We start from the raw sequence: 21,442 nt of genomic DNA, 5'->3' as shown, positions 1-21,442 counted from the left end.
GGTAAGTTGATCACTTGTGCCCAAGTCCCGCATGCTGGAATTTCCACGCACGGGCCCAACACTTTTCATACTGGCCGCAAGCGCTGCTCTCGCGGTGATCCTGCTGTTCACCACGGTCGACCCGTGGCTGGAGAAGGCAGGCATCCTGGACGGCGGGCTGGACGTGCACGTGTATCGGGACGGCGCCTGGCGCATCCTGCACGGACTGCCGCTCTATACCGAGCCGACCATCGCTGGGCTCCTGTACACCTACACGCCCTTCTCGACCATCGCCTTCATCCCTATTGTCGCGATCCCGTGGTTGTACGTCGCCGACACCTGGCTGGTGTTGAATCTGCTGGCGCTCTTCGGTTGTGTCTTGATCAGCTGGCGCATCCTCGGCTACCGGATCAGCGCCCGGCTCGTGGCTGTCAGTGCGCTACTGGCGATCACGTGCGTGTTCATCGAGCCCGTCCGAACTACCTTGTTCTACGGGCAGATCAACCTGATGCTGATGCTGCTGGTGCTGTGGGACTTCTCCCGCGCCGACGGCAGCAAGCTGCGCGGCATCGGCGTCGGACTGGCCGCCGGTATCAAACTCGTCCCCAGCTACTTCGTCGTCCAGTTCCTCGCGCTGCGCCAGTGGCGTTCGGCGGCGACCGCGGTGGCGGTGTTCGTCGCCTCGATCGTTCTCGCCTGGATCGTGCTGCCCACCGATTCCCGGCAGTACTGGACGTCGACCTTCTTCCAGTCCAATCGGATTGCGGACGACATGCACCCGTCCAATCAATCCCTGCGTGGCGCCATCGCACACCTGACGCACCATCCGGCGCCGATCTGGCTCTGGGTGCTGCTCGCCGGGGCCGTCGCACTGGTGAGTTTGGCGATCACGGCGGGTCTGCACCAGCGCGGCGAACGGCTGCTCGCGGTCACGCTCGCCGGTCTCACGGCCTGCGCGGTGTCCCCGTTCTCCTGGGACCACCATTGGGTGTGGTTCGTTCCCCTGTTCGTCTACCTGGTGCACAAGGCGCAGTCGCAGTGGCGCTGGTGGATCGTGATCGCGGCTCTCTTCGTATCGATCGGCGCGTGGACGTGGGAGTACGACCCCAATTACGTGGTGGTGGGGCTGTTCCTGTTTCCGCCGTGGTGGCCGGGCGCCCAGATTCTGATCAACAGCTTTGTCATCGTGTATGCCGTGGTGCTGGTCTGCGCCGGAGTGCTGTTGTTCAGGCTCCGCCGCGAAGGCGTCGAGGTCGCCGATGAGGCGCGAACAGTGAGATGAGACAGGTATGAGTGTGCCGCCGGAGGCCGAAGCCGTACTCGACGAATTCGCCACGGAGATCAGGTCCGTCGCCGACGTCGTCGCTCTTCAGGTGGGCGGCTCGCTCGCCAGCGGTGATTATCGGCACGGGGTCAGCGATTACGACCTGGTGGCGTTGCTGGAACGGCCGTTGCGCGACGATCAGCGGCGCCGGCTCGCGCAGTTCCATCGCGGGTTCATCGCTCGCCGTCCCGCCGCCGCGAAGCTGCACTGTGTCTACGTACCGGTAGACGAGCTCGATGCGGTCGAGACTCCACATGTGACGTGGGCTGCGCAGATGCTCTTCGAGCGACCGCTCACCGGGATTGCCCGAGCGGAGTTGTTGCGCTTCGGATTTGCAGTGTTCGGGGCATCTCCGGAAGCCTTGATCCCGCAGGTCACCGCGGCCGAACTCGCAGAAGCGGTCCGCCGCGACCTCAGTGGTTACTGGGTGCCCGCACTGCGCCGTCCGTGGATCTGGTTGCGCGACAGCTACATCGACCTGAGCCTGTTCACCCTCGCTCGGGCCGAGGTCACCTTGGCGACCAACGAGTTGATCACCAAGCGAGAGGCCTTGTCCCGGCTGGACCGGTTTCATGTCCCCGCCGAGCTGATCGAACAGATACGACAGCGGCGAGAAGGGCACCCGGTGCCGATCTCGCCGCTGTCCCGGTTACGCCGGGCAACCTCGGTACACGGCCTGGTCTCCGACGGACTGCGAGTCTTACTGTCCTACTGAGGATTCAGAGCAGCTGCAGCAACCGCAGATCGCGCACGTACTTGTCGATCAGCGCCGAGGACAGATGCGGAATGTCGTGCTCGGGCGTGATATTGGAGGTCTGCACGGCCGCCTGGAACTTCTTGGCAGGCAGCAGGGAACCCCGGACCGGCGGGCGCTGATGACTGTAGGCGCGCAGCAACGGCAGCACGGAAGCGTTGCGCTGCTTCTCCGGCAGACCACGAATGGCGGTCTCGAACCGACTGAACCACTCGTCGTAGTCGGTGATCCGCTGGATCGGCAGGCCCGACTCGATGAGCCAGTCGACGAAGGAGTCCAGGGAGATACCGTCGTCGTACGGGTTCAGCACGTCGTAGGTCTGGTAGCCGTCGACGGCTTGGACACCCAGCGCGGTGATCGACGCCGCGGTGAAATCGGCTGGCAGACCCTCGTAGTGGGCCCGCTGCCGGTTTCCCGCGGCATCGGTGACATAGAACGAGTGCGGCGCGACACCGGTGGCGACCAGACTGAGGACCAACCGGGTGAACATGTCCTGGACGTTGAGCTGACCCGCATACCGGCTGTGCGCCAGGATCATGTCCGAACGGAACACCGCGACCGGCAGCCCGCACAGATCGTGCGCCTCGCGCAGCAGGACCTCGCCCGCCCACTTGCTGTTGCCGTAGCCATTGGCATATCCGTCGTTGACGGCGCGCACAGCGCTCATCTCACGGACATCGCTGTCCTCCTGGAACGCGGCCGGGTCGACCTGATCGGCCACTCCCACGGTGGACAAGTAGGTGACCGGCTTGCGCCGCCCCGTGATCGCCAGCCGGATGATCTCCGCGGTGCCGACGACATTGGGCCCGAACAACTGGCTGTACGGCAGCACGTGATTGACCAGTGCGGCGGCGTGCACGATCAGGTCGACGGTGTCGGCCAGCCGTTGCCAAGTCTGTTCGTCCAGACCGAGATTCGGGTCACCGATATCGCCGGGCAGTACCTCGAGATGTCCGGCCGCTAGTCGACGATAGTGCTCGAGCAATGCCGGATCGCCACTGTCGAACGCCGCGTTGAGCCGGTCTCTGGCCGCGGCTGCGTCGCTGCCGCGCACGATGCAGATCAGCGTGCCGCCAGTCTTTTCCAGCCGCTCCAGCCATTCCAGCGCGAGGAAGCGGCCGAGGTAACCGTTGGCGCCGGTCAGCAGAACCGTCTGCGCCGGAACGGGCGCCGCCGGAATGCTGTTGGCAGCAGTCAGAGTTCGGGCATCGATGAACTTGTCGAGGGTCAGGTCGGCCGCGTTGATCTGCGTCCCGCTGCCGTGTACCGAGACGACCGACGGCCGCTTCGCTCCTGAACCACGTTGCGCCTCGATGTATTTCGCGATCTCCGCGAGGTCGTTCGCCGGGCTGATGATGACCCCGACCGGCACCTCGATACCGAAGGTGTCGTTGAGCACGTTCGAGAACGACAGCGCCGACAGGGAATCGCCACCCAGGTCGGTGAAGTGTGCGTCGGGCCGCAAGTCGGCGGCGGAGATGTTGAGCATCGCCCGTGCCGCATGAGTCACCGTGTCGAGCACCGGACGTTCGGCGGCTTCGCGGCGCAGCGCGAGCATCTCTTCGGTCTGCCGCTCCGCCTGCTCGGAGTAGATCCGTTCGAGGCGTGCGCCGTAGCGCTCCTTCAGCTTGGGGCGCAACAACTTCCCGATCCCGGAGAGCAGGCCGTTGTCCGTGGTGAAGGGCTCGGTCTCGATCAGGAAATCGCGGGGAATCTCATAGGACTGCAGGTCCAATTCCTTCGCCAGCTGCTGAATGGAGGCGGCCAGCGCGGTTTTCAAGGCTTCCGGGTCGCGGTCGCGCAGCGCGTCGTCGGTGGGCACGATCACCGCGAGCAGGTAGGCCCGTTCGCTGTTGCCGTAGATGAAGATCTGGCGGATCAGCGGGCTGCTCGCGTACACCGCCTCGAGATGAGCGACCGTGACGAACTCGCCCTGGGACAGCTTCAGCACATTGTTGCGCCGGTCCACGTACATCAGCTCATCCGGCCCGAGTTCGGCCACGATGTCACCGGTCTTGTAGAAGCCGTCCGCGTCGAAGACCTCCGCGGTTACCTCGGGCCGCTTGTAGTACCCGGGAATCTGGTTCGACGTCTTGACCAGCAATTCACCCCGCGGATGCGGCTGATCGGTGCGGAAATAGCCCAGCTCGGGCACGTCGACGAGTTTGTAGTCGAGCACCGGCGGCCGCTGCACCCGATTGTCCATCAGGACGTTCACGCCCGCCTCGGTCGAGCCGTACCCGTCGTGCAACCGCAGGTCGAGCACGGACTCCATGAAGGTGCGCATCTCCGCGCTGATCGGGGCGCTGCCGACGACCACGCCCAGCATGCGGCCGCCCAGGAAGTTCTGCCGCAGATCGGCTTTCACCGCTCGATCGAGCTCCACCGGGTCGACGTCGGCGCCGGCGAGCCGATCCATCTCGCTGCGGTAGCGCTGAAAGATCATCTCGCACACGCGCGGCACGAAGAACACCTCGATGGGGCGGACCAGGGCCAGATCCTCGAACAGCGTCGACATGTCGCTCTTGGCCGCGAAGTACGCGGTGCCACCGCGCGCGAGCACGCCGGTCAGCGACAGACGGCCGGCGATGTGACTCATCGGCATGTAGTTGAGGTTGATCGCCACCCCGTTGGCCGCCGGATGCCAGGTCGAGCTCAGCAACCGCTCGGTGTACATCGCGCCCTTCGGCGTGCCGGTGCTACCGGAGGTGTAGATCAGCAGCGACAGCGGGTCCTCGTCGGCGGCGGGAACGAACAACGTCGCGGGCGGCAGCGCGGCACCCCGTTCGCGCACCGCGTCGAGTGTTTCGACGATCACCGAACTCTCCGCGCCGGCCAGGCGTTGGCGGGCGGTGTCGAAGGCGGCGCGCTGGTCATCGTCTTCGGGGTGGTAGTCGAACACCACCAGGCGCTCCGGCGAGGTGCCAGCGAGGAGGCAATCCACGGCCGCGCCGAGGTGTTCCGGAGTCGACGCGAGCACCCGAGGCGCCGTCTCGGTGAGGATCGCGGTCAGCTGCGGCACGGCCGCGCCGGCTTGCAAGGGGACGCTGGCCGCGCCCAGGTAGGTGGTCGCGAGGTCGAGCGTCGCGTAATCGATGCTGGTGAAGCCGATGGTGGCGATGAAATCGCCTGCGTGCAAGGGCTTCTCGGGGTCATGCTGCCATGCTGCGGCGACCGCACCGACGCGCTGCCACAGCTCGCGATAGGTGATCGTGTCGAACCTCGGCAGCAACCGCAAGGAGGTGCGCCCGGTCGCGGGATCGGTGGCCGGTTCGAACGCGCGCTGTCCGACGGCGGGGCGGTCGGCATAACTGTCCATCACGGTGGCGATGATCGGCCCCAGGCGTAAGCCGGGTTCTCGGATCGCCTCGGACACCGCCTCGTCCGGCCGCGCGGCCTTGACCTGTTCGTCTTCGGCAAACAACTCCGCGATCCGGCGTTGTAGCCGTTCGTCCCGTGTATCAACCGCCATGGCAAATCTCCCTCGTTGACAAAGTAGAAACGCCCTGCATCTCTAAAACAGGTTAGCTTGTCTAAGTATTTCCGGGAAGACGCTGCTCCGGGCACTGAACAAGTGGCGTGCGCCACAGTTGACCGTAGCCCCGTTTTGCACGAGTGAAAACTCCCGAATGCCCGAATCGGTTTATCCGGGTGTTGCCGATACCAGTTTTAATGGGCTCCTGTTACTGGTGCTGCCGAGCCCGCAAGCTCATTGCATGACGCAGATCTTGTCGCCGGATTCGGCAGCCGCACAGCCGGCTGCCGCTCCCCCGGCCGCTCCACCCGCCGCGCACGGTGCGCGGCGCACCCTGGCCATCCTCATCGTGATCCTCACCGGTCAATTCATGGCCGTGCTCGACGCCGCCATCGTCAATGTCGCGATCCCATCGATTCGCAGTTCCCTGCACACCTCCGGCGCGGCATTGCAGCTGATCGTCGCCGGTTACGTGATCGCCTACGCCGTACTGCTGGTGACCGGCGCCCGCCTCGGCGATCGGTTCGGCCAGCGGCGGATGTTCATCGCCGGGCTGGCCCTGTTCACGCTCGCCTCGCTGGTCTGCGGGCTGGCCTGGAACGAGTCGTCGCTCATCGTGTTCCGCTTCGCGCAGGGTGTCGGGGCGGCGGCGATGGTGCCGCAGATCATGACGATCATTCAGCGCACCTTCACCGGCAATGCGCGAGCCAAGGCGCTCAGCGTGTACGCCGCGATCATCTCCGGCGGCATGGTCGCCGGGCAGGTGCTGGGCGGTTTGATCGTCAGCGCCGATCTGTGGGGTAGCAGCTGGCGCGGGGTGTTCCTGGTCAATGTGCCCATCGGGGTGGTGCTACTGGTGTTGGCGCCGCGGATTCTGCCCTCCGTGACCGAGCGGTTCGACCGCAAGCTCGACCTCGCCGGGCTCACCGTACTCACTGCCGCCGTGCTCGCGCTCGTGCTGCCGCTGGTGCTTGGCCGCGAACTCGGCTGGCCGATGTGGGCCTGGATCTCGTTGGGCGCCTGCGTGGTTGCCTTCGCGGCGTTCGTCGGGATCGAGCGGGCCGTAGCGGCGCGCGGTGGTGAGCCGTTGTTCTCGCACCGCGTGCTCGCCGCGCCAGGACTGCTGCTCGCCGCGGCCACGCTGTTCGTGATCATGGCGACGTTCGGCGGCTGGATGTTCGTGATGGCCATCCATTTGCAGAGCACGCTCGGGTACAGCGCGCTGCACGCCGGGCTGCTGTTCATTCCGATGGGCGTCACGTTCGCCGTCACCGGGTTGAACTGGGAACGCATCCCAGATCGCTACCACGCCAAGATGATTCCGTTCGGCCTGGTACTGGCCGCGGCGAGCATGGTGGCCGTGGGTGCGCTGCTGCGCAACGGTGCCGACGTAGGACCGCTCGTGCTGACGCTGCTCGGCGTGTGCGGGGTCGGCAACGGTCTCGCCTTCAGCCCGCTGATGACGCGGACGCTGGCCAAGGTGCCGATGAGTCTCGCTGCGGACGCCAGCGGAATCCTGGTGACCAATGTGCAGCTCGGAATCGTGGTCGGCATCGCCTCGTTCGGCTCCCTGTTCCTCGGGCTGGCGGGCACTACGACACTGTCGGCGTCGCACGCGCTCGGTGGCACGGCGATCGCGGAAGGGGTGACGGTGCTACTCGCAGCTGCCCTCTCGGTCCGCGCGGCACGGTAACGACGACACACGGATCCCAGGTCGCTCGACCGGGGATTTGTGCTGTCGCCTGGCCCCCCGCACTCGCGGAATCCCACACCGACTCTCGGGATCCGCACCCACTACGGCCCCCTAGAGGCAGTGCAGAATCCGAGAACCGTTGCGGCTGTTGCCCCTCAGCGGGGCAGGGCGACATGCACTCGATGCTCGGCGCCGTAGTGGACGCCGGTGCCTACGGCCAGGAAGCCCAAGCGGGCGGCGAGTTGGAGGCTGGGCTTGTTGTCGACATGGACGAGGGCCCAGACCGAGTTCAGGGCAAGGTCGGTGAGGCCGTGGCGGAGGAGGGCGGCGGCGGCCTCGGTGGCGAGTCCGCGCCCACCGTAGGTCGGGCTGAGGTACCAGCCGATTTCAGGCAGGTCGCCGGGTAGTTCCCATGACGGGCGGAGGTGGCCGATGCCGACGACAATGCCGCCTTGCAGGAAGGCCCAGTGGCCCATCCCCGGCGGCCCGTCGAAGGCGAGCCGCTGCCGCATCATCTCCCGCGCCGTGTCCGGAGCACTGATGTCGAGGTCGAGGTAGGTGCTCATGCTTTTGTCCGCGAAGACCTCGACGACGGCGTCGGTGTGCTCGGCGCGTAGCGGCACCAGCGTCAGTCGCTCGGTCTCCAATGTGGTTTGCCCCATGCACTGATCCTGCACGCTCACAACGGGTCACGGCGATGAGACTCCCGGTAGACCGGCGAACAGGATTTGGAAGACCTTGGGGGCATTCACCTTCAGGGTGGTGGAGGGGGCGTAGGGGGTGTTTTCGGCGGTGTCGGTGACGAGGTAGGGGGCGTGGGAGCCGGGGATGCGGTCGAGGATGCCGGCGCAGTGGGGGCCGCCGGTGGCGTTGACCTTGGGGAGGTCGTCGGGGTAGGTGTAGGGCTCGCCGCCGTACATGAAGCCGGCGTTGAAGACGGCACCCGGTTGGATGCCGCCGACGAAAGATTCGGCGTCAGGGAGCGTTTCGGCCAGGCCCAGGACGAGGCAGTTCAGTACCGGCTTGTAGGTGTTCAGCAGGCCGGTGGTCGGCCGGAGCAGGTCCAGGGTGGTGGCGAGATGGTGTTCGTTTTCGGTGAGGACGGCATCGGTGGTGTCGGCCAGCCCGATGACGTTCAGTAGCACCGCGTCCAGGTCGGCTTCCTGTTCGGTGAGGGTGACGCTCGTGGTGGTCGCGCTGGCCGTGGTGCGCAACAGGTCGTCGATGGTGTCGGCGTAGAGGGCGGTGACCTCGGCCGCGGCGATCGTATCGCGGTGCAGGGCAGGCAGACTGGGATTGATGTCGCGGAGATAGGCGGCGGCCCGCGCCAGCAGGTCCCCGAGTATCTCGCCGCGGCCCTGCAGTGCGGTGGACAGGGCGGTGAGGGTGGCGTTGAGCCGCTCCGGCGCGATCTGCGCCAGGATCCGGGTGAGCTGTTCGAACAGCGTGTTGAATTCGACGGTCACCGCGTCCGCGGGCACGGTGGCACCGTCGCGCAGCCGGTGGGCCGAAGGATGCGGCGGGACAACGAAGTTCACGTACTTCCCACCGAAGATCGTGGTAGAGCGGATGTCCACCCGCACATTCGCCGGAACCAGTGGCAGCGACTCGGGATCGAGCGCGAGCACCAACCGCACTCGGCCGCCCGCCCGCCCCACCGACTCCACCCGCCCGATCTCCACTCCGCGCAGTTTCACCTTCGCCGCGGGATCGAGCACCAGCCCGCTACGCGGCGCGTCCACGGTCACGGTGGCCGTCGCGACATACCGGCCGGTGAACATCGAAAGTGCCACACCGACTATGGCGACCAGCACAACGACCATGGCGGCACCGGCCAGCTTCAACCGGATGGCCGACCACAGCGACCATCTTGCCCGGTCACCTGTGTCGTAGTAATGTCCAGACACGTGTCCATGATAGGTTCGGACCGCGATCCCCGGGAGGGTTTCCGATGACTCTGGTTACGCCGCAACGAGTTTCGGGTGCACAGCAGGAACTCGGTCACCTGCCGGAATTCCGGACCGACCCGATCGGCTTGATGCGCAGGGTACGCACGGAATGCGGCGACGTCGGGTCCTTCGATCTGGCGGGGCGACAGGTGATCCTCCTGTCGGGCGCGGAGGCCAACGAGTTCTTCTTCCGCTCCGGCGACGAGGATCTCGATCAGGCCGCCGCGTATCCGTTCATGAAGCCGATCTTCGGCGAGGGCGTCGTCTTCGACGCACCGCCCGAACGCCGCAAGGAGATGCTGCACAACCAGGCCCTGCGCGCCGAGCAGATGCGCGGCCACGCCGCGACGATCGCCCGCGAGGTGGACCGGATGCTGGCGCGCTGGGGCGACGCGGGCGAGATCGACCTGCTCGACTTCTTCGCCGAGCTGACCATCTACACCTCCTCCGCCTGCCTGATCGGCGTCAAGTTCCGCGACGAGCTGGACGAACGGTTCGCCCGGCTCTACCACGATCTGGAGCGCGGCACCGACGCCCTGGCGTACGTGGACCCCTACGCCCCCATCGAGAGCTTCCGCCGCCGCGACGCCGCCCGCGTCGAACTCGTCGAACTGGTCCAGGGCATCATGGACACCCGCGCCGCCAGTCCCCCGGCAGGCAAGGACGATCGGGACATGCTCGACGTCCTGGTCTCCATCAAAGACGAGCACGGCACCCCGCGATTCAGCGCCAGCGAGATCACCGGCATGTTCATCTCGATGATGTTCGCCGGGCACCACACCACCTCGGGCACCGCGGCCTGGACGGTGATCGAACTCCTCCGCCACCCCGGCCAACTGCGCCGGGTGGTCGCCGAACTCGACGACCTGTACGCCGACGGCTCCGACATCAGCTTCGGCGCGCTACGCCAGATCCCGAACCTGGAGGCGGTGCTCAAGGAGACCCTGCGCCTGCACCCGCCGCTGATCGTGCTGATGCGCGTGGCCCGCGGCGATTTCGACGTGTGCGGGCACCACATCGCCCCGGGCGACCTGGTCGCCGCCACCCCCGCGATCTCCAACCGGATCGCCGAGGACTTCCCGGATCCGGAGCTGTTCGACCCCGGCCGCTACGCCGACCCGAGGCAAGAGGACATCGTCAACCGATGGACCTGGATCCCGTTCGGCGCCGGCCGACACCGCTGCGTCGGCGCGCCGTTCGCCCTGATGCAGCTGAAGGCCATCTTCTCGATCCTGCTGCGGGACTGGGAGTTCGAGATGGCGCAGCCGTCGGAGAGCTACCGCAACGACCACAGCAAGATGGTGGTGCAGTTGATGCAACCGTGCACGGTCCGCTACCGCAGACGACAACGCTGAGCGGCCGAACATGATTCGAGGCCCGTCCTATGGACGGGCCTCGAATGGTGCACTCAGAGCAAAGATTCGATCGATGCGACGAGCGCCGACGCGTCGGGGCCGACGGTGGGCCGGAACCGCCCCGCCACCTTGCCGTCGCGGTCGATCAGGAACTTCTCGAAGTTCCACTGCACGTCACCGGCCGCGCCGTCGGCGTCGGGGGTTTCGACCAGCGTCCGGTACAGCGGGTGCTGGTTCTCGCCGTTGACGTCGGCCTTGTCCAGCAGCGGGAAATCGACGCCGTAGGTGGTTGAGCAGAATTGCTGGATCTCCTCGGCCGAGCCGGGCTCCTGGCCCATGAATTGGTTGCAGGGCACCCCGACCACACTGAAACCGCGCGGGCCGTAGGACTTCTGCAATTCGACCAAACCGGAGTACTGCGGCGTCAGCCCACACTTGGAGGCCACGTTCACCAGCAACACCACCTTGTCGCCGACCAGCTCGGACAGCGTCGTGGATTCCCCGCTCAGCGTCTGCAGCGGTACGTCTCGAAGACTCATTCGTATCGGACCTGCCAATTCTTGATTCCGTTGATCCACCCCGACCGCAACCGTACCGGATCTGCCACCTCGGTGATCTTGGGCATGGCCTCGGCGATGGCGTTGAACATCAGGTCGATTTCCAGCCTGGCCAGGTTCGCGCCGACGCAGTAATGCGCGCCGGTGCCGCCGAAACCGACATGCGGATTGGGGTCGCGCAGCACGTCGAAGGTGAACGGATCGGCGAAGGCGTCCTCGTCGAAGTTGGCGGAGCCGTAGAACAGTCCGACTCGGTCGCCTTCCCGGATCCGGGTGCCGCCGATCTCGGTGTCCGCGGTGGCGGTGCGCTGGAACGCGGTGACCGGCGTGGCCCACCGGACGATCTCGTCGGGCGCGGTGCGCGGGCGCTGATCTTTGTAGAGCTCCCACTGCTCCGGATGGTCCACGAACGCTTTCATGCCGTGCGTGATGGCATTGCGTGTTGTTTCGTTGCCCGCCACCGAAAGCAGAATGACGAAGAACCCGAATTCGTCGGAGCCGAGCGACTCACCGTCGACATCGGCGTGCACGAGTTCGGACACGATATCCCCGGCCGGGCTACTGCGCCGCTCCTCGGCCAGATTCCAGGCGTAACCGAGGATTTCGGCCGAGGCGAGCGCGGGATCACCGTAATCCGGGTCGTCGTAGCTGAGCATCTGATTCGACCAGTCGAACAGCTTGCGCCGGTCCGCCTGCGGCACGCCGATCAGCTCGGCGATCGCTTGCAACGGCAGCTCGCAGGCGACCTGTTCGACGAAGTTCCCGCCGCCCGTTTTTTTCGCCTCGTGCACAATGGCATGCGCTCGTTCGGTCAATGCCGCACGTAATCCCTCCACCGCGCGCGGGGTGAAACCCTTGGTGATGATCTTGCGGAATTTGGAGTGCTTCGGCGGATCCATGTTCACCAGCAGCACGTTCGACGCGGCCCGCTGCTCCGGTGTGATGTCGTCGGACAACCGGATGATCGAGCCCTTCCGCTCGGAGGAGAACAGCTCCGAATTCCGCGAGACCTCCTTGACGTCGTCGAGTTTGCTCACCACCCAGTAGCCGCCGTCCCGGAAACCGCCGGAGTGGTCGTCGGGTTGCGGATTCCACCAGACCGGCGCGGTCCCGCGCAGCAGCGCGAACTCCTCGACGGGCCTTCGCGTCTCCCACAGGGCCGGATCGGTGAAGTCGAATCCGGCCGGCAACGACGGTGTCGCCACGGCTACCTCCTCAGGTGGTACTGCGAACCGCGCCGAATCGGGTTCAGCGCAGCCTGGTTCGGCGCATCAGCCGCAAGGACATCAGCGTCATCTTCAATTGCTTCTCGTAGGGCTGGCCCGAGCGGGCGGACAGCACCTGACGTTTGAGCACGCCGACGTTGACCGTGTCGGTGTACTTGAGCAGGCCCTGATCGCCGTGCCGGGTGCCGACGCCGGACTGCTTCACCCCACCCGACGGCGTGCCCTTGGCGGCGTAGGTCGCCACGAAGCCGTCGTTGATATTGATGTTCCCGGCTTGCAGCTGTGCGGCAATGCGGTTGGCGCGGTTCAGGTCCCGGCTCCACACGCTCGCGTTCAAGCCGTACTCGGTGTCGTTGGCGAGCCGGATGGCCTCCTGCTCGTCGTCGTATGGATACACGCTCACCACCGGGCCGAAGGTCTCCAGCGTCGCGTGCGTCATCTCCGGTGTGACGCCGGTGAGCACGGTCGCCTCATAGAACGCGGGACCGACGTCCGGCCGCGCCTTACCACCGGTCAGCACGGTGGCGCCTTTGGCACGGGCGTCCTCGACGTGCGCGGCGACCCGATCCCGGTGCTGCACCGAGACCAGCGAACCGAACTCCGGCGTGTAGTCGTACGCGGCACCGATCTTGCTGTTGAGTTCGTCGGCGGCAGCGACCAATCGGCGCACGAACTCGTCGTAGAGACTGCGGTGCACGTAGATCCGCTCGATGTGCATGCATGCCTGGCCGGAGTTGGCGAACACCGAGAACGCCGCACCCGGGACCACCTCGTCGAGGTTCGCGTCGTCGAGCACCAGCATCGGGTTCTTGCCACCGAGCTCCAGGCTGCACCCGATCAGATTGCGCCCGGCCTGTTCGCCGACCACCCGGCCGGTGGCCGTCGAGCCGGTGAACATGACGAAGTCGACGCTGTCGATCAGCGTGGGTCCGATGTCCGGGCCTTCACCGCAGACGACCTGCACGAGTCCGCGCGGCAGACCGGCCCGGTGCAGCAGCTCGACGCCGTAGAGGACACACAGCGCGGTCTTGTTGTCCGGCTTGAGGATTACGCCGTTACCCGCCATCAGCGCGGGCATCGCGTCGGACAACGCGATCGCGAACGGGAAGTTCCACGGCGCGATGACCGCGACCAGCCCCTTGGGCCGGTGCTCCTCGGTCGAGGTGGTCACGATCGGCATCGGGCCACCGCGGCGCTTCGAACGCAGCACGCGGCGCGCGGTTTTCAGGTAGTGGCTGATGACCATCGGCACGTCGCACGACTCCTCGACGGCCATCCGCCGGGTCTTGCCGCAGCCGATCTGGATGAGATCGGCGATCGTCTCGACCTCACCGAGGATCAGTTCGTGCATCTGCTCGAAGACCCGCAGCCTGCTGCGCACCGGCAGTGCAGCCCATTCCTGTTGTGCCGCACGGGCCGTCGTGGCGGCGGCGCGCACGTCCGCCGGGGTGGATTGCGGGAGGTCACCGACCGAAGCGCCGGTATAGACCTCCGTCATCGAGTACGGTGCGGCGGTACCGTCGGCGACGACCAGCTCGGTCAACCGGTCGATCAGCGCACCGGTGATCCGTGCGGGCAGCGCCGCGGTGGGACTCTTCTTCGTCTCAGTACTCATCGGGACTTCTCCATGACATGCGGCATCGCCGCAGGTATCGGGCCGGACCTTGCCACCGAATTAGAACACGTTCCTGTTGTGTGGGGTGGGTGTTCGCGCAGGGTCATGATTCAGTCCGCGCTGTAGTCCGGGGCGCGCTGCGCCGTGGCGTCCTTGGCCCACCGATAGTCCGGTTTGCCGCTGGGGGCTCGGACCACGCTCTCGACCACCCAGATCTTCTTGGGCACCTTGTATCCGGCGAGATGTTGGCGCACATGCTCGCTCAGCGCCGCGAAGTCGACCAGTTCGGCGACAGAGACCACGGCGGCGACCTGCCACCCCCATCGCTCGTGCGGGACACCGACCACCACCGCGTCGTAGACCCCGTCGTGCGCCTTCACCACCGCCTCGACCTCTTCGACGAAGACCTTCTCGCCGCCGGTATTGATCACCATGTTGCCGCGGCCGAGCAGCGTGACCGACCCGTCCGTCTCGATCCGCGCCCGATCGTCGGTGACCACGATGCGCGCACCGTCGACGGTCTTGAACAGCTTGTCGGTCTTCACCGGATCCTTGTAGTAGCCGAGCGGCACCGACCCCGTCTTCGCCAGCCACCCTTCCTCGCCGGGCTGCACCGGACGTCCGTCGTCGTCCACGACCATCGAACCGCGTCCCGTCTGCACGCGTGGCCCGCGTCCGGGGTTGTCGTCCTTCTGTGCGAAACCTATTCCGCCGAAGCCGGTTTCCGACGAGCCGATCGAGTCGGTGACGACCAGCGACGGAAACAGTTCCAGCAGTGCGTTCTTCACCGGCTGCGACAGCAACGCGGCACCCGAGCCGATGGCGATCAACCCCGTCGCGTCGACGGGCGCGGCCCGGTAGGCGTCGATCAGTGGCCGTGCCATGGCGTCACCGGTGATGACCATGACCTGCGGGCGGTGCCGAGCGACCGCCTGCCACACCCGATTCGCGTCGAATCGTGGCTCGAACAGCACCGCGTTGCCGGACCACAGCGCGGTGAAGGTCGGCATCATGGCGGCCGCGTGGATCAGCGGCGGCAGCACGAACCAGGTGCTCTGCTGGCCCTGCGCGCCGACCCGGGACTGCTCGTACTCGTCGGCCACCGGAACACCGGTGTAGAAATCGATGCCGCCGCCGAGCACCCGCCACATGTCTTCCTGCCGCCACATCACGCCCTTCGGCAGCCCCGTGGTGCCGCCGGTGTACATCATGAACAGGTCGTCGCCGCTGCGCTCCGGGAAAGCCCGCTCGGCCGACCCCGCGGCGAGGGCGTCTTCGTAGTGCACGGCGTCGACCGGGGCGACGGTGCCGTCCTGCACCACGATTCGGTGCCGCAGCGATGGCACCCCGGCCGCGGCGGCGTGCACCGCCTCGGCATAGCAGGCGTGATAGACCAGCGCCTCGAGGTCCGCGTTGTCGTAGACATACCGCAGTTCCTCGACGCCGTAGCGATAGTTGATATTGATGGGGGCGGCTCGGATCTTGAAGCAGGCGAGCAGCGTTTCCATCGTCTCGATGCCGTTGTGCATCTGGAACCCGATGTGGGTGCCCGCGCGGAGGCCGGCCGAAGACAGATGCGCGGCAAGCCGATTGGCGCGCGCGTCGAGCTCCGCGAAGGTCAGGCTGCGGTCGCCTTCGCGCAGTGCGACCCGGTCGGGCATCGCGTCGACGGAATGTTCGAACAGGTCGGCGAAGTTACGGGCCACGGCGAATCACTTTCTCGATACTCGTCACACCACCGTCAGCGGCAAAGGGATACCGCGATCGGTGAAGGTAAAGGCGGCGCCGCCACTGAATCGGGTCAGCGCGACCTCCGACGACTCGCGGAACGACTTCTCCGTGCGGGTGATCTCGATGGTCAGCGCACGCTCGCTCGAATCGGTGGTGCGCGCGGCGAACCGGGGGTTCACGCCGCGGGCCATCGCGTCGACGGGCGCGAGGTGCTCGGCATCGATCAGCGCGGGCCAGACACCGTCCGCGGCAGCGCCACTGTCCCGCGGAATCGTCAGCTGGACGTTGTCCTCGGTCTCCACCACGCGAACACCCGTATAGGACAGCGGGTTCCACGCCGGATGCAAGCGCAGCACGGTGGCGAGCGAAGTCATGTCGTCGCCGAGATGCAAGGCCTTGCGCAACCTTTCGGCGGTGAGCCCGGCGATGCCCGCGAACTGCTTGCGGACGATCTCGATCGCCGCGTCCGGCTCGAGCCGGGATCGCACCGCGATCAGAAAACCCAGGGCGAGCAGATGATGTTGCAGGCACACCTCGTCCGCCATGCGGACCAGCGCCGACTTCGAGAAGTCCCCGAAGCGCAGATCGCTCAACAACGGGCCCGCGTAGTCGGCCTGGCCCTCGTCGCCGGGATCGATGTCGGCCAGCTCCAGTCGCGCGGCGACGGAGTCCGCCACCAGGTCCGCGTTGACAGGCACCGGCGGTGGGACGTGCGCGGCGTCGATGGTGACCGTCCACGCGCACATGGGTTTCCGGTCGGCCGGGCGGCGCGGCGGTCGATGGATCGGCCGGACCTGGGCGTGTGGGTTGGTGGCCAGCGCGGTGGCGTCGAAGGTCGGGTCCTCGATGTCGTGGCACATGCCGACCACGAAGTCGTCCCCCATCGGCTCCACATCCAGCAGCGCACCGCAGTGGTCGAGCCAGAACTCGCCGTGGTCCCGGTCATCGACGCGGAACCGGAAATCCATGAACTGCGGCGGTGCGCCGATGTCGAGCTGCAAGCCCTTGAAGATGGTCACCACGTCGTCGCCGGTGAAGCCGAACGCCCGCTGCATGCGCCGCGTGTAGACCGGGCTGGCGAGCTGCCACTCCTCGATCGCGACGGCGGTCATCTCGGCCCGGCCGAAGGCCGCGATGGTGTGCGCCATGCCGGACCGGTCGATCAGGTGCCCGGACAACAGCAGTTCGGGCAGCAGCGTCGCGAGCCGGGCCCGCGACAGCTGCTCGAAGTTACTCGACATCGGTGTCACCACAGCGAGGCCGGGGCCTGACCGATGGGATACCAGCCGGGCAGCGGGCCGGCCACCGACCGTTCGATGCGCTGCTGCATACCCGCGGGCAGCACCTTCCCGGTGATCATCTCCATGAACATGTGCGAGACATTGCCGAAGTCGAAAAAGTCGCGCTGCCAAGACCATTGGAAGTCGCCGCCGTAGCGGAACCAGCTGCCGCCGATGCCCTCGGGGGAATAGTGGCGCCCGTCGGGGCGTTTCACCTCGGAGATCTGTTTCCAGAAGCCGATGACGGTGCCGCTGCGGTCGTCGATGACGAACTCCTGGTACGGGTAGGTCCAGCCGTCGAGCCCCTGCATCTCCTGCCCGAGGGCGAGGTCGCGGATCTCCTCGCGGCCGACCGCCATGAATTCTTGGGTGGGACCGTAGTTCCAGCCGTAGGTGGCGTCCTCGGTGTACATCTCGGCCAGCGGTTTCCAGTCGCCCTTCTCCTCGCAGCGCTGGTTCTCCAGCTGCCACCGCCGGACCATCTCGTCCAGCTCGTCGCGTGCGAAACTCGCCATTACCGTGCACCTTCCGTGGAAACGATCGACAGAGCCTGCGTCGGGCAATACTTGACCGCCCGCTCTACGTCGGCGCGGGCCGCCGGATCCGGTGCGTCCACCAGGATCTCGACCTTGCCGCGCTTGGGCACCCGGAACGCATCCGGCGCCTCGTCCTGACACACGGCATGGCCCTGACACAGGTCCAGATCGGCGATGACTCTCACTGTTGGCTCCCGCCTTGTTCGTTCGACAGCTCCCGCAGCGGCGCCTCCGGCTGGACCTCGACCAGCACGAGGTGCGCACCGCGCGGCGTGGACACCACGGCCACCACCGCGGCGGCCAAGTCGCGCGGGCGCAGCATGATCGGATGCCGCGCGAAACCCCAGTCCTTCCACGCATTCAGCAGCGGCCCGACGACTTCCGGGGTGGAGTCCATGCCCATGCCGGTGAGCGTCGGACCCGGACGCACCACCGAAGCCCGAATGCCGGTGCCCTCCAGCTCCATTCGCATCTGCACGGCCATCGCCTCCAGCCCCGCCTTGGCCGCGCTGTAGGCGCCGGTGCGCGGCCGGGGCTCCGGTGCGCAGTCCGAGCCGATCAACACGACGTCGCCGCGGCGGCGCTCGAGCATGCCGGGCAGCACCCGGTGCACCAGCCGATGCGCGCCGACCAGGTGCACCTGCACCTGACCCAGGAACCGCTCGGGGTCCATCTCGTGCACCGGGGAGAACTCGATGTCCCCGGCGCTGGACACCAGAATCTCGGTGGGGCCCAACGCGTTTTCGGCAGCCGCCACGAACTCGTCGATCGACGCCGCATCGGTGACGTCCAGCCGGTGCGCGAAGGCCTCGCCGCCGTCGGCGCGAATCTTGTCCGCCAGTTCCACGCACTGCTCGACGCGGCGCGCGCCGAGCGCGACCGGATGACCGAGTTCGGCCAGCGCGGCCGCGGTGGCGGCGCCGATGCCGGAGGACGCACCGGCCACCAGCACCGGCCTGCGCGCGGGATGGGGTTCGAAACGCGCCACTACCTCGCCTCCACCACGATGGGAAGGTGCGCGAAGCCGCGCACATTCGAGGAATGCACCCGCACGATGCCCGCCTCGGCGACGTCGTAGGACCGCACCCGCGCCGCGAACTCCCGCAGCGCGACCGCCGCCTCCAGCCGGGCCAGGTGCGCGCCGAGGCAGTAGTGCACGCCCGCACCGAAGCTCGCCAGGCCCGCCTTGTCGGCCCGGTCGATGCGGTAGGTGTCGCCGTCGTCGAAGACGGCGGGATCGCGGTTGGCCGAGCCGATCAGCAGCAGCACCTTGGCGCCCGCCGGGATGGTGTCGCCGTAGTAGTCCAGATCGACGGTGGCCGAGCGCGCGATCACCTGGCTGGAGGTGTCGTAGCGCAGCGTCTCCTCCACCCAGTCGGTGACGTGCGCGGGTTCCGCCGCGACCTTGGCGTACTCCCCCGGGTTGCGCGCGCCCCAGTACAGCGCGTTGCCGAGCAGCTTCGTCGTGGTCTCGTTGCCCGCCACCACCATCAGGAACAGGAACCCGATGATCTCCTCGTCGGACAGTGTGTCGCCGCCGACTTCGGCACCGAGCAGCGCCGAGGTGAGATCGTCGGTCGGCGTGCGCCTGCGCTCGGCCACCATCTCGGTGTAGTAAGTGAGAAGCTTGATCGACGCCTCCACGGCCGCCGGCGGGATGTCGAGCACCCCGTCGTCGCGGTGCACGACAAGGTCGGCGAGCCTGCGGATTTCGACGCGGTCACTCGCGGGCACACCCATCAACTCGGAGATGACGTCCATCGGCAGCTTGCCGGCGACCTCGTCGATCCAGTCGAAAGCGCCTGTGGCGACTGCGGGTTCGAGGTAAGACAGCGTCAATTCCTTGATTCTGTCCTGCATTTCGGCCACCCGCTTGGGCGTGAAGCCCTTGTAGACCAGCCGCCGCATGCGCAGGTGCCGCGGGTCGTCCATGGCCAGGAACGACATCACCCGGTGCGCGTGCGGACCCCAGGCAGCCGGATCGAGGGAAACCCCGTTGGCACTGGACAACCGGACGCTGTCGCGGAAGCCCGCCGTCACGTCGGCGTGCCGGGACAACGCCCAGAAATCCAGCTCGGCGTTGTGGTAGAGCGGCGCCTCGGTCCGCAGCCGCTGATACGTCGGGTACGGGTCCTCGTGGAACCGGTAGTCGTAGGGATCGAACGTCAAGGGTTCCAACGCGGCCGTCACTTCAACCACTCCGGCTTCGAGAACAAGTTCTCCCGAGCGATATCGGGCCGTCCGGATAGCGGAGGCAGATAACTGGACATGTGTCTGGACAGTACCACCGGCACACACCTCCGACAACGGTTCCGCTGGTTTACCAACACCATTGCGCAGAATTCGGTCGACTCGCCCGGGATCCGCGGAGATTCCACGACGACCGCGCGACGAATGCACCAGAATGGCTGAGTTAGAACGTGTTCTTGCCAGCAATCGCCGCTTGAGACTACATTCCGTACATGTGTCCAGACAGCATCGGAGCAACGCATGAGTAGCCTGCTGCCCGCCGACGGCGCGCGTCTGTTGATCGACGGCAAGCTGGTCGAGGGTGGCGGCGGAGTCTTCGCCACCGTCGACCCGGCGACCGAGGAGGTGCTCGGGCACGCCGCGAACGCCGACGCGGCCGACCTCGACGCGGCGGTGGCCGCCGCCCGCACCGCGTTCGACGAGACCGACTGGTCCCGCGACCCGGCCTTCCGTTCGCACTGCCTCGAACAGCTACGCACAGCCTTGCAATCGCACGTCGAAGAACTACGCGAGCTCACCATCGCCGAGGCGGGCGCGCCGGCCATGTTCACCCGCGGCCCGCAGCTGGAGGGCCCGATCGCCGACCTCGCCTACTCGGCCTCGCTGGCCGAAACCTACAGCTGGGAAACCGATCTCGGCGCAGCAGAGCCGATGGGCATCAAGACCCGCCGGGTGCTGCGCCGCGAGCCGGTCGGGGTGGTCGGCGCGATCACCCCGTGGAACTTCCCGCACCAGATCACCTTCGCCAAGCTCGGACCGGCCCTCGCTGCCGGAAACACCGTGGTGCTCAAGCCCGCCCCGGACACACCGTGGTGCGCGGCGGCGGTCGGCGCGATCCTGGCCGAGGAGACCGACATTCCAGCCGGAGTGGTGAACATCGTGACCGGCGCCGACCACGGGCTCGGCGCCCGCCTCACCGAGGACCCGCGGGTCGACCTGATCAGCTTCACCGGTTCGACGCAGACCGGGCGCGCCGTGATGCGCGGCGCCGCAACGACACTCAAGAAGGCGTTCCTGGAACTGGGCGGCAAGTCGGCGTTCATCGTGCTCGACGACGCGAATATCGCCGGAGCCTGTGCGGTGGCGGCGTTTTCGGTGTGCGTGCATGCGGGTCAAGGCTGCGCGATCACTACTCGGCTACTCGTCCCGCGTGCGTCCTACGACGAGGCGGTGCAGGCCGCCGCCGCGACGCTGTCGGGTATCAAACCTGGTGATCCGGCCGATTCGCGGACGGTGTGCGGACCGCTCATCTCGGCGCGCCAGCGCGACCGGGTGGAGCGCTACCTCGACATCGCACGGTCCGAGGGCGGCCGCATCGTGGTCGGCGGCGGCCGGCCCGCCGATCGCGAACGCGGCTTTTTCATCGAGCCGACCCTGATCGCGGACGTGCCGAACAGCGCGACCGTCGCGCAGGAGGAGATCTTCGGCCCGGTGCTGGTCGTCATCCCCTACGACGGCGACGACGACGCCATCCGGCTGGCCAACGACTCCCCCTACGGGCTGTCCGGCTCGGTATGGGGCACCGACCCGGAACGGATCCGCCACGTCACCAACGGCGTACGCACCGGGACGTTGAGCGTGAACGGCGGCGTCTGGTACTCCGCCGACGCACCCTTCGGCGGCTACAAGCAGTCCGGCATCGGCCGGGAGATGGGCATCGCCGGGTTCGAGGAATACCTGGAAACCAAGCTGATCGCGACCGCTGGATAAGAGGAGCA

17 protein-coding genes are annotated in these 21,442 nt (G+C 66.9%); 5 read left to right on the top strand and 12 right to left on the bottom strand.

The annotated features are described in order from the left end of the window. Positions 1-94: 94 nt before the first annotated feature. Both NN4_RS00155 and NN4_RS00150 read left to right on the top strand, forming a co-directional pair. Positions 95-1,261, top strand: a complete 1,167-nt coding sequence (locus NN4_RS00155; RefSeq protein WP_147127887.1) for a glycosyltransferase 87 family protein — start codon at positions 95-97, stop codon at positions 1,259-1,261. Positions 1,262-1,268: 7 nt separating this feature from the next. Beyond that, positions 1,269-2,018, top strand: a complete 750-nt coding sequence (locus tag NN4_RS00150; RefSeq protein ID WP_147127886.1) for a nucleotidyltransferase domain-containing protein — start codon at positions 1,269-1,271, stop codon at positions 2,016-2,018. 4 nt (positions 2,019-2,022) lie between these two features. Here NN4_RS00150 and car read toward each other — a convergent pair whose 3' ends face one another. Further along, entirely contained in the window at positions 2,023-5,529 is a 3,507-nt protein-coding gene (gene car, locus NN4_RS00145) for a carboxylic acid reductase (RefSeq protein ID WP_147127885.1), read from the bottom strand. Positions 5,530-5,773: 244 nt separating this feature from the next. Between car and NN4_RS00140 the strand changes: the two genes are divergently transcribed. Beyond that, complete coding sequence (locus NN4_RS00140; protein WP_246180621.1) at positions 5,774-7,225, top strand: MFS transporter; 1,452 nt, start codon at positions 5,774-5,776, stop codon at positions 7,223-7,225. Positions 7,226-7,380: 155 nt separating this feature from the next. Here NN4_RS00140 and NN4_RS00135 read toward each other — a convergent pair whose 3' ends face one another. Together NN4_RS00135 and NN4_RS00130 are read right to left on the bottom strand one after the other, a co-directional pair. Further along, on the bottom strand, positions 7,381-7,887 hold the full coding sequence (locus NN4_RS00135) for a GNAT family N-acetyltransferase (protein WP_147127884.1): 507 nt from the start codon (positions 7,885-7,887) through the stop codon (positions 7,381-7,383). A gap of 27 nt (positions 7,888-7,914) precedes the next feature. Beyond that, positions 7,915-9,048 carry an MCE family protein gene (locus NN4_RS00130; RefSeq protein WP_147128180.1) on the bottom strand — a complete coding sequence of 378 codons (1,134 nt, stop codon included), beginning with the start codon at positions 9,046-9,048 and terminating at the stop codon, positions 7,915-7,917. Positions 9,049-9,176: 128 nt separating this feature from the next. Here NN4_RS00130 and cyp51 point away from each other — a divergent pair, with 128 nt between their 5' ends. Then, the gene (cyp51, locus tag NN4_RS00125) at positions 9,177-10,529 is read left to right on the top strand and encodes a lanosterol 14-alpha demethylase (protein WP_147127882.1); all 1,353 of its coding nucleotides are present in this window, start codon (positions 9,177-9,179) and stop codon (positions 10,527-10,529) included. A 53-nt stretch (positions 10,530-10,582) separates the two neighbouring features. Here the strand turns inward: cyp51 and NN4_RS00120 are convergent, their stop codons facing one another. The 9 genes from NN4_RS00120 to NN4_RS00080 form a co-directional block, all read right to left on the bottom strand. After that, on the bottom strand, positions 10,583-11,068 hold the full coding sequence (locus tag NN4_RS00120) for a glutathione peroxidase (RefSeq protein ID WP_135230903.1): 486 nt from the start codon (positions 11,066-11,068) through the stop codon (positions 10,583-10,585). After that, a complete protein-coding gene (locus tag NN4_RS00115) occupies positions 11,065-12,291 on the bottom strand; it encodes a cytochrome P450 (protein ID WP_147127880.1) in 1,227 nt (408 codons plus the stop codon). Before NN4_RS00115 ends, NN4_RS00120 begins: the two co-directional genes overlap by 4 nt. Before the next feature lie 43 nt (positions 12,292-12,334). After that, positions 12,335-13,927, bottom strand: coding sequence for a succinic semialdehyde dehydrogenase (locus NN4_RS00110; RefSeq protein ID WP_147127879.1), 1,593 nt, complete (start codon positions 13,925-13,927; stop codon positions 12,335-12,337). Between the two features lie 110 nt (positions 13,928-14,037). Continuing rightward, on the bottom strand, positions 14,038-15,633 hold the full coding sequence (locus tag NN4_RS00105) for an acyl-CoA synthetase (RefSeq protein ID WP_147127877.1): 1,596 nt from the start codon (positions 15,631-15,633) through the stop codon (positions 14,038-14,040). A gap of 24 nt (positions 15,634-15,657) precedes the next feature. Beyond that, positions 15,658-16,899 (bottom strand): hypothetical protein, encoded by a 1,242-nt coding sequence (locus tag NN4_RS00100; RefSeq protein ID WP_147127875.1) that lies wholly within the window; start codon positions 16,897-16,899, stop codon positions 15,658-15,660. A gap of 5 nt (positions 16,900-16,904) precedes the next feature. Next, positions 16,905-17,453, bottom strand: a complete 549-nt coding sequence (locus NN4_RS00095; RefSeq protein WP_147127873.1) for a Cif family virulence factor — start codon at positions 17,451-17,453, stop codon at positions 16,905-16,907. Beyond that, positions 17,453-17,659 carry a ferredoxin gene (locus NN4_RS00090; RefSeq protein ID WP_147127871.1) on the bottom strand — a complete coding sequence of 69 codons (207 nt, stop codon included), beginning with the start codon at positions 17,657-17,659 and terminating at the stop codon, positions 17,453-17,455. Before NN4_RS00090 ends, NN4_RS00095 begins: the two co-directional genes overlap by 1 nt. Beyond that, the gene (locus tag NN4_RS00085; RefSeq protein ID WP_147127869.1) at positions 17,656-18,462 is read right to left on the bottom strand and encodes an SDR family oxidoreductase; all 807 of its coding nucleotides are present in this window, start codon (positions 18,460-18,462) and stop codon (positions 17,656-17,658) included. The genes NN4_RS00090 and NN4_RS00085 overlap by 4 nt, the downstream gene beginning before the upstream one ends. Continuing rightward, positions 18,462-19,664 carry a cytochrome P450 gene (locus NN4_RS00080; protein ID WP_147127868.1) on the bottom strand — a complete coding sequence of 401 codons (1,203 nt, stop codon included), beginning with the start codon at positions 19,662-19,664 and terminating at the stop codon, positions 18,462-18,464. The genes NN4_RS00085 and NN4_RS00080 overlap by 1 nt, the downstream gene beginning before the upstream one ends. A gap of 300 nt (positions 19,665-19,964) precedes the next feature. On the opposite strand from NN4_RS00080, the gene NN4_RS00075 reads away from it, so the two are divergent. Then, positions 19,965-21,434, top strand: coding sequence for an aldehyde dehydrogenase (locus NN4_RS00075; RefSeq protein WP_147127866.1), 1,470 nt, complete (start codon positions 19,965-19,967; stop codon positions 21,432-21,434). Positions 21,435-21,442: the final 8 nt, after the last annotated feature.

Origin of the sequence: Nocardia ninae NBRC 108245 (assembly GCF_007990755.1) — a bacterium.
GTDB lineage: Bacteria > Actinomycetota > Actinomycetes > Mycobacteriales > Mycobacteriaceae > Nocardia > Nocardia ninae.
This window is presented reverse-complemented; position numbering and strand designations above follow the sequence as displayed.

Bases quoted from the DNA above. Each gene is read 5' to 3' on its own strand.
- NN4_RS00150 (WP_147127886.1), top strand. From the start codon at position 1,269: ATGAGTGTGCCGCCGGAGGCCGAAGCCGTACTCGACGAATTCGCCACG.
- car (WP_147127885.1), bottom strand. From the start codon at position 5,529: ATGGCGGTTGATACACGGGACGAACGGCTACAACGCCGGATCGCGGAG.
- NN4_RS00140 (WP_246180621.1), top strand. From the start codon at position 5,774: ATGACGCAGATCTTGTCGCCGGATTCGGCAGCCGCACAGCCGGCTGCC.
- NN4_RS00135 (WP_147127884.1), bottom strand. From the start codon at position 7,887: ATGGGGCAAACCACATTGGAGACCGAGCGACTGACGCTGGTGCCGCTA.
- NN4_RS00130 (WP_147128180.1), bottom strand. From the start codon at position 9,048: ATGGTCGTTGTGCTGGTCGCCATAGTCGGTGTGGCACTTTCGATGTTC.
- cyp51 (WP_147127882.1), top strand. From the start codon at position 9,177: ATGACTCTGGTTACGCCGCAACGAGTTTCGGGTGCACAGCAGGAACTC.
- NN4_RS00120 (WP_135230903.1), bottom strand. From the start codon at position 11,068: ATGAGTCTTCGAGACGTACCGCTGCAGACGCTGAGCGGGGAATCCACG.
- NN4_RS00110 (WP_147127879.1), bottom strand. From the start codon at position 13,927: ATGAGTACTGAGACGAAGAAGAGTCCCACCGCGGCGCTGCCCGCACGG.
- NN4_RS00100 (WP_147127875.1), bottom strand. From the start codon at position 16,899: ATGTCGAGTAACTTCGAGCAGCTGTCGCGGGCCCGGCTCGCGACGCTG.
- NN4_RS00095 (WP_147127873.1), bottom strand. From the start codon at position 17,453: ATGGCGAGTTTCGCACGCGACGAGCTGGACGAGATGGTCCGGCGGTGG.
- NN4_RS00075 (WP_147127866.1), top strand. From the start codon at position 19,965: ATGAGTAGCCTGCTGCCCGCCGACGGCGCGCGTCTGTTGATCGACGGC.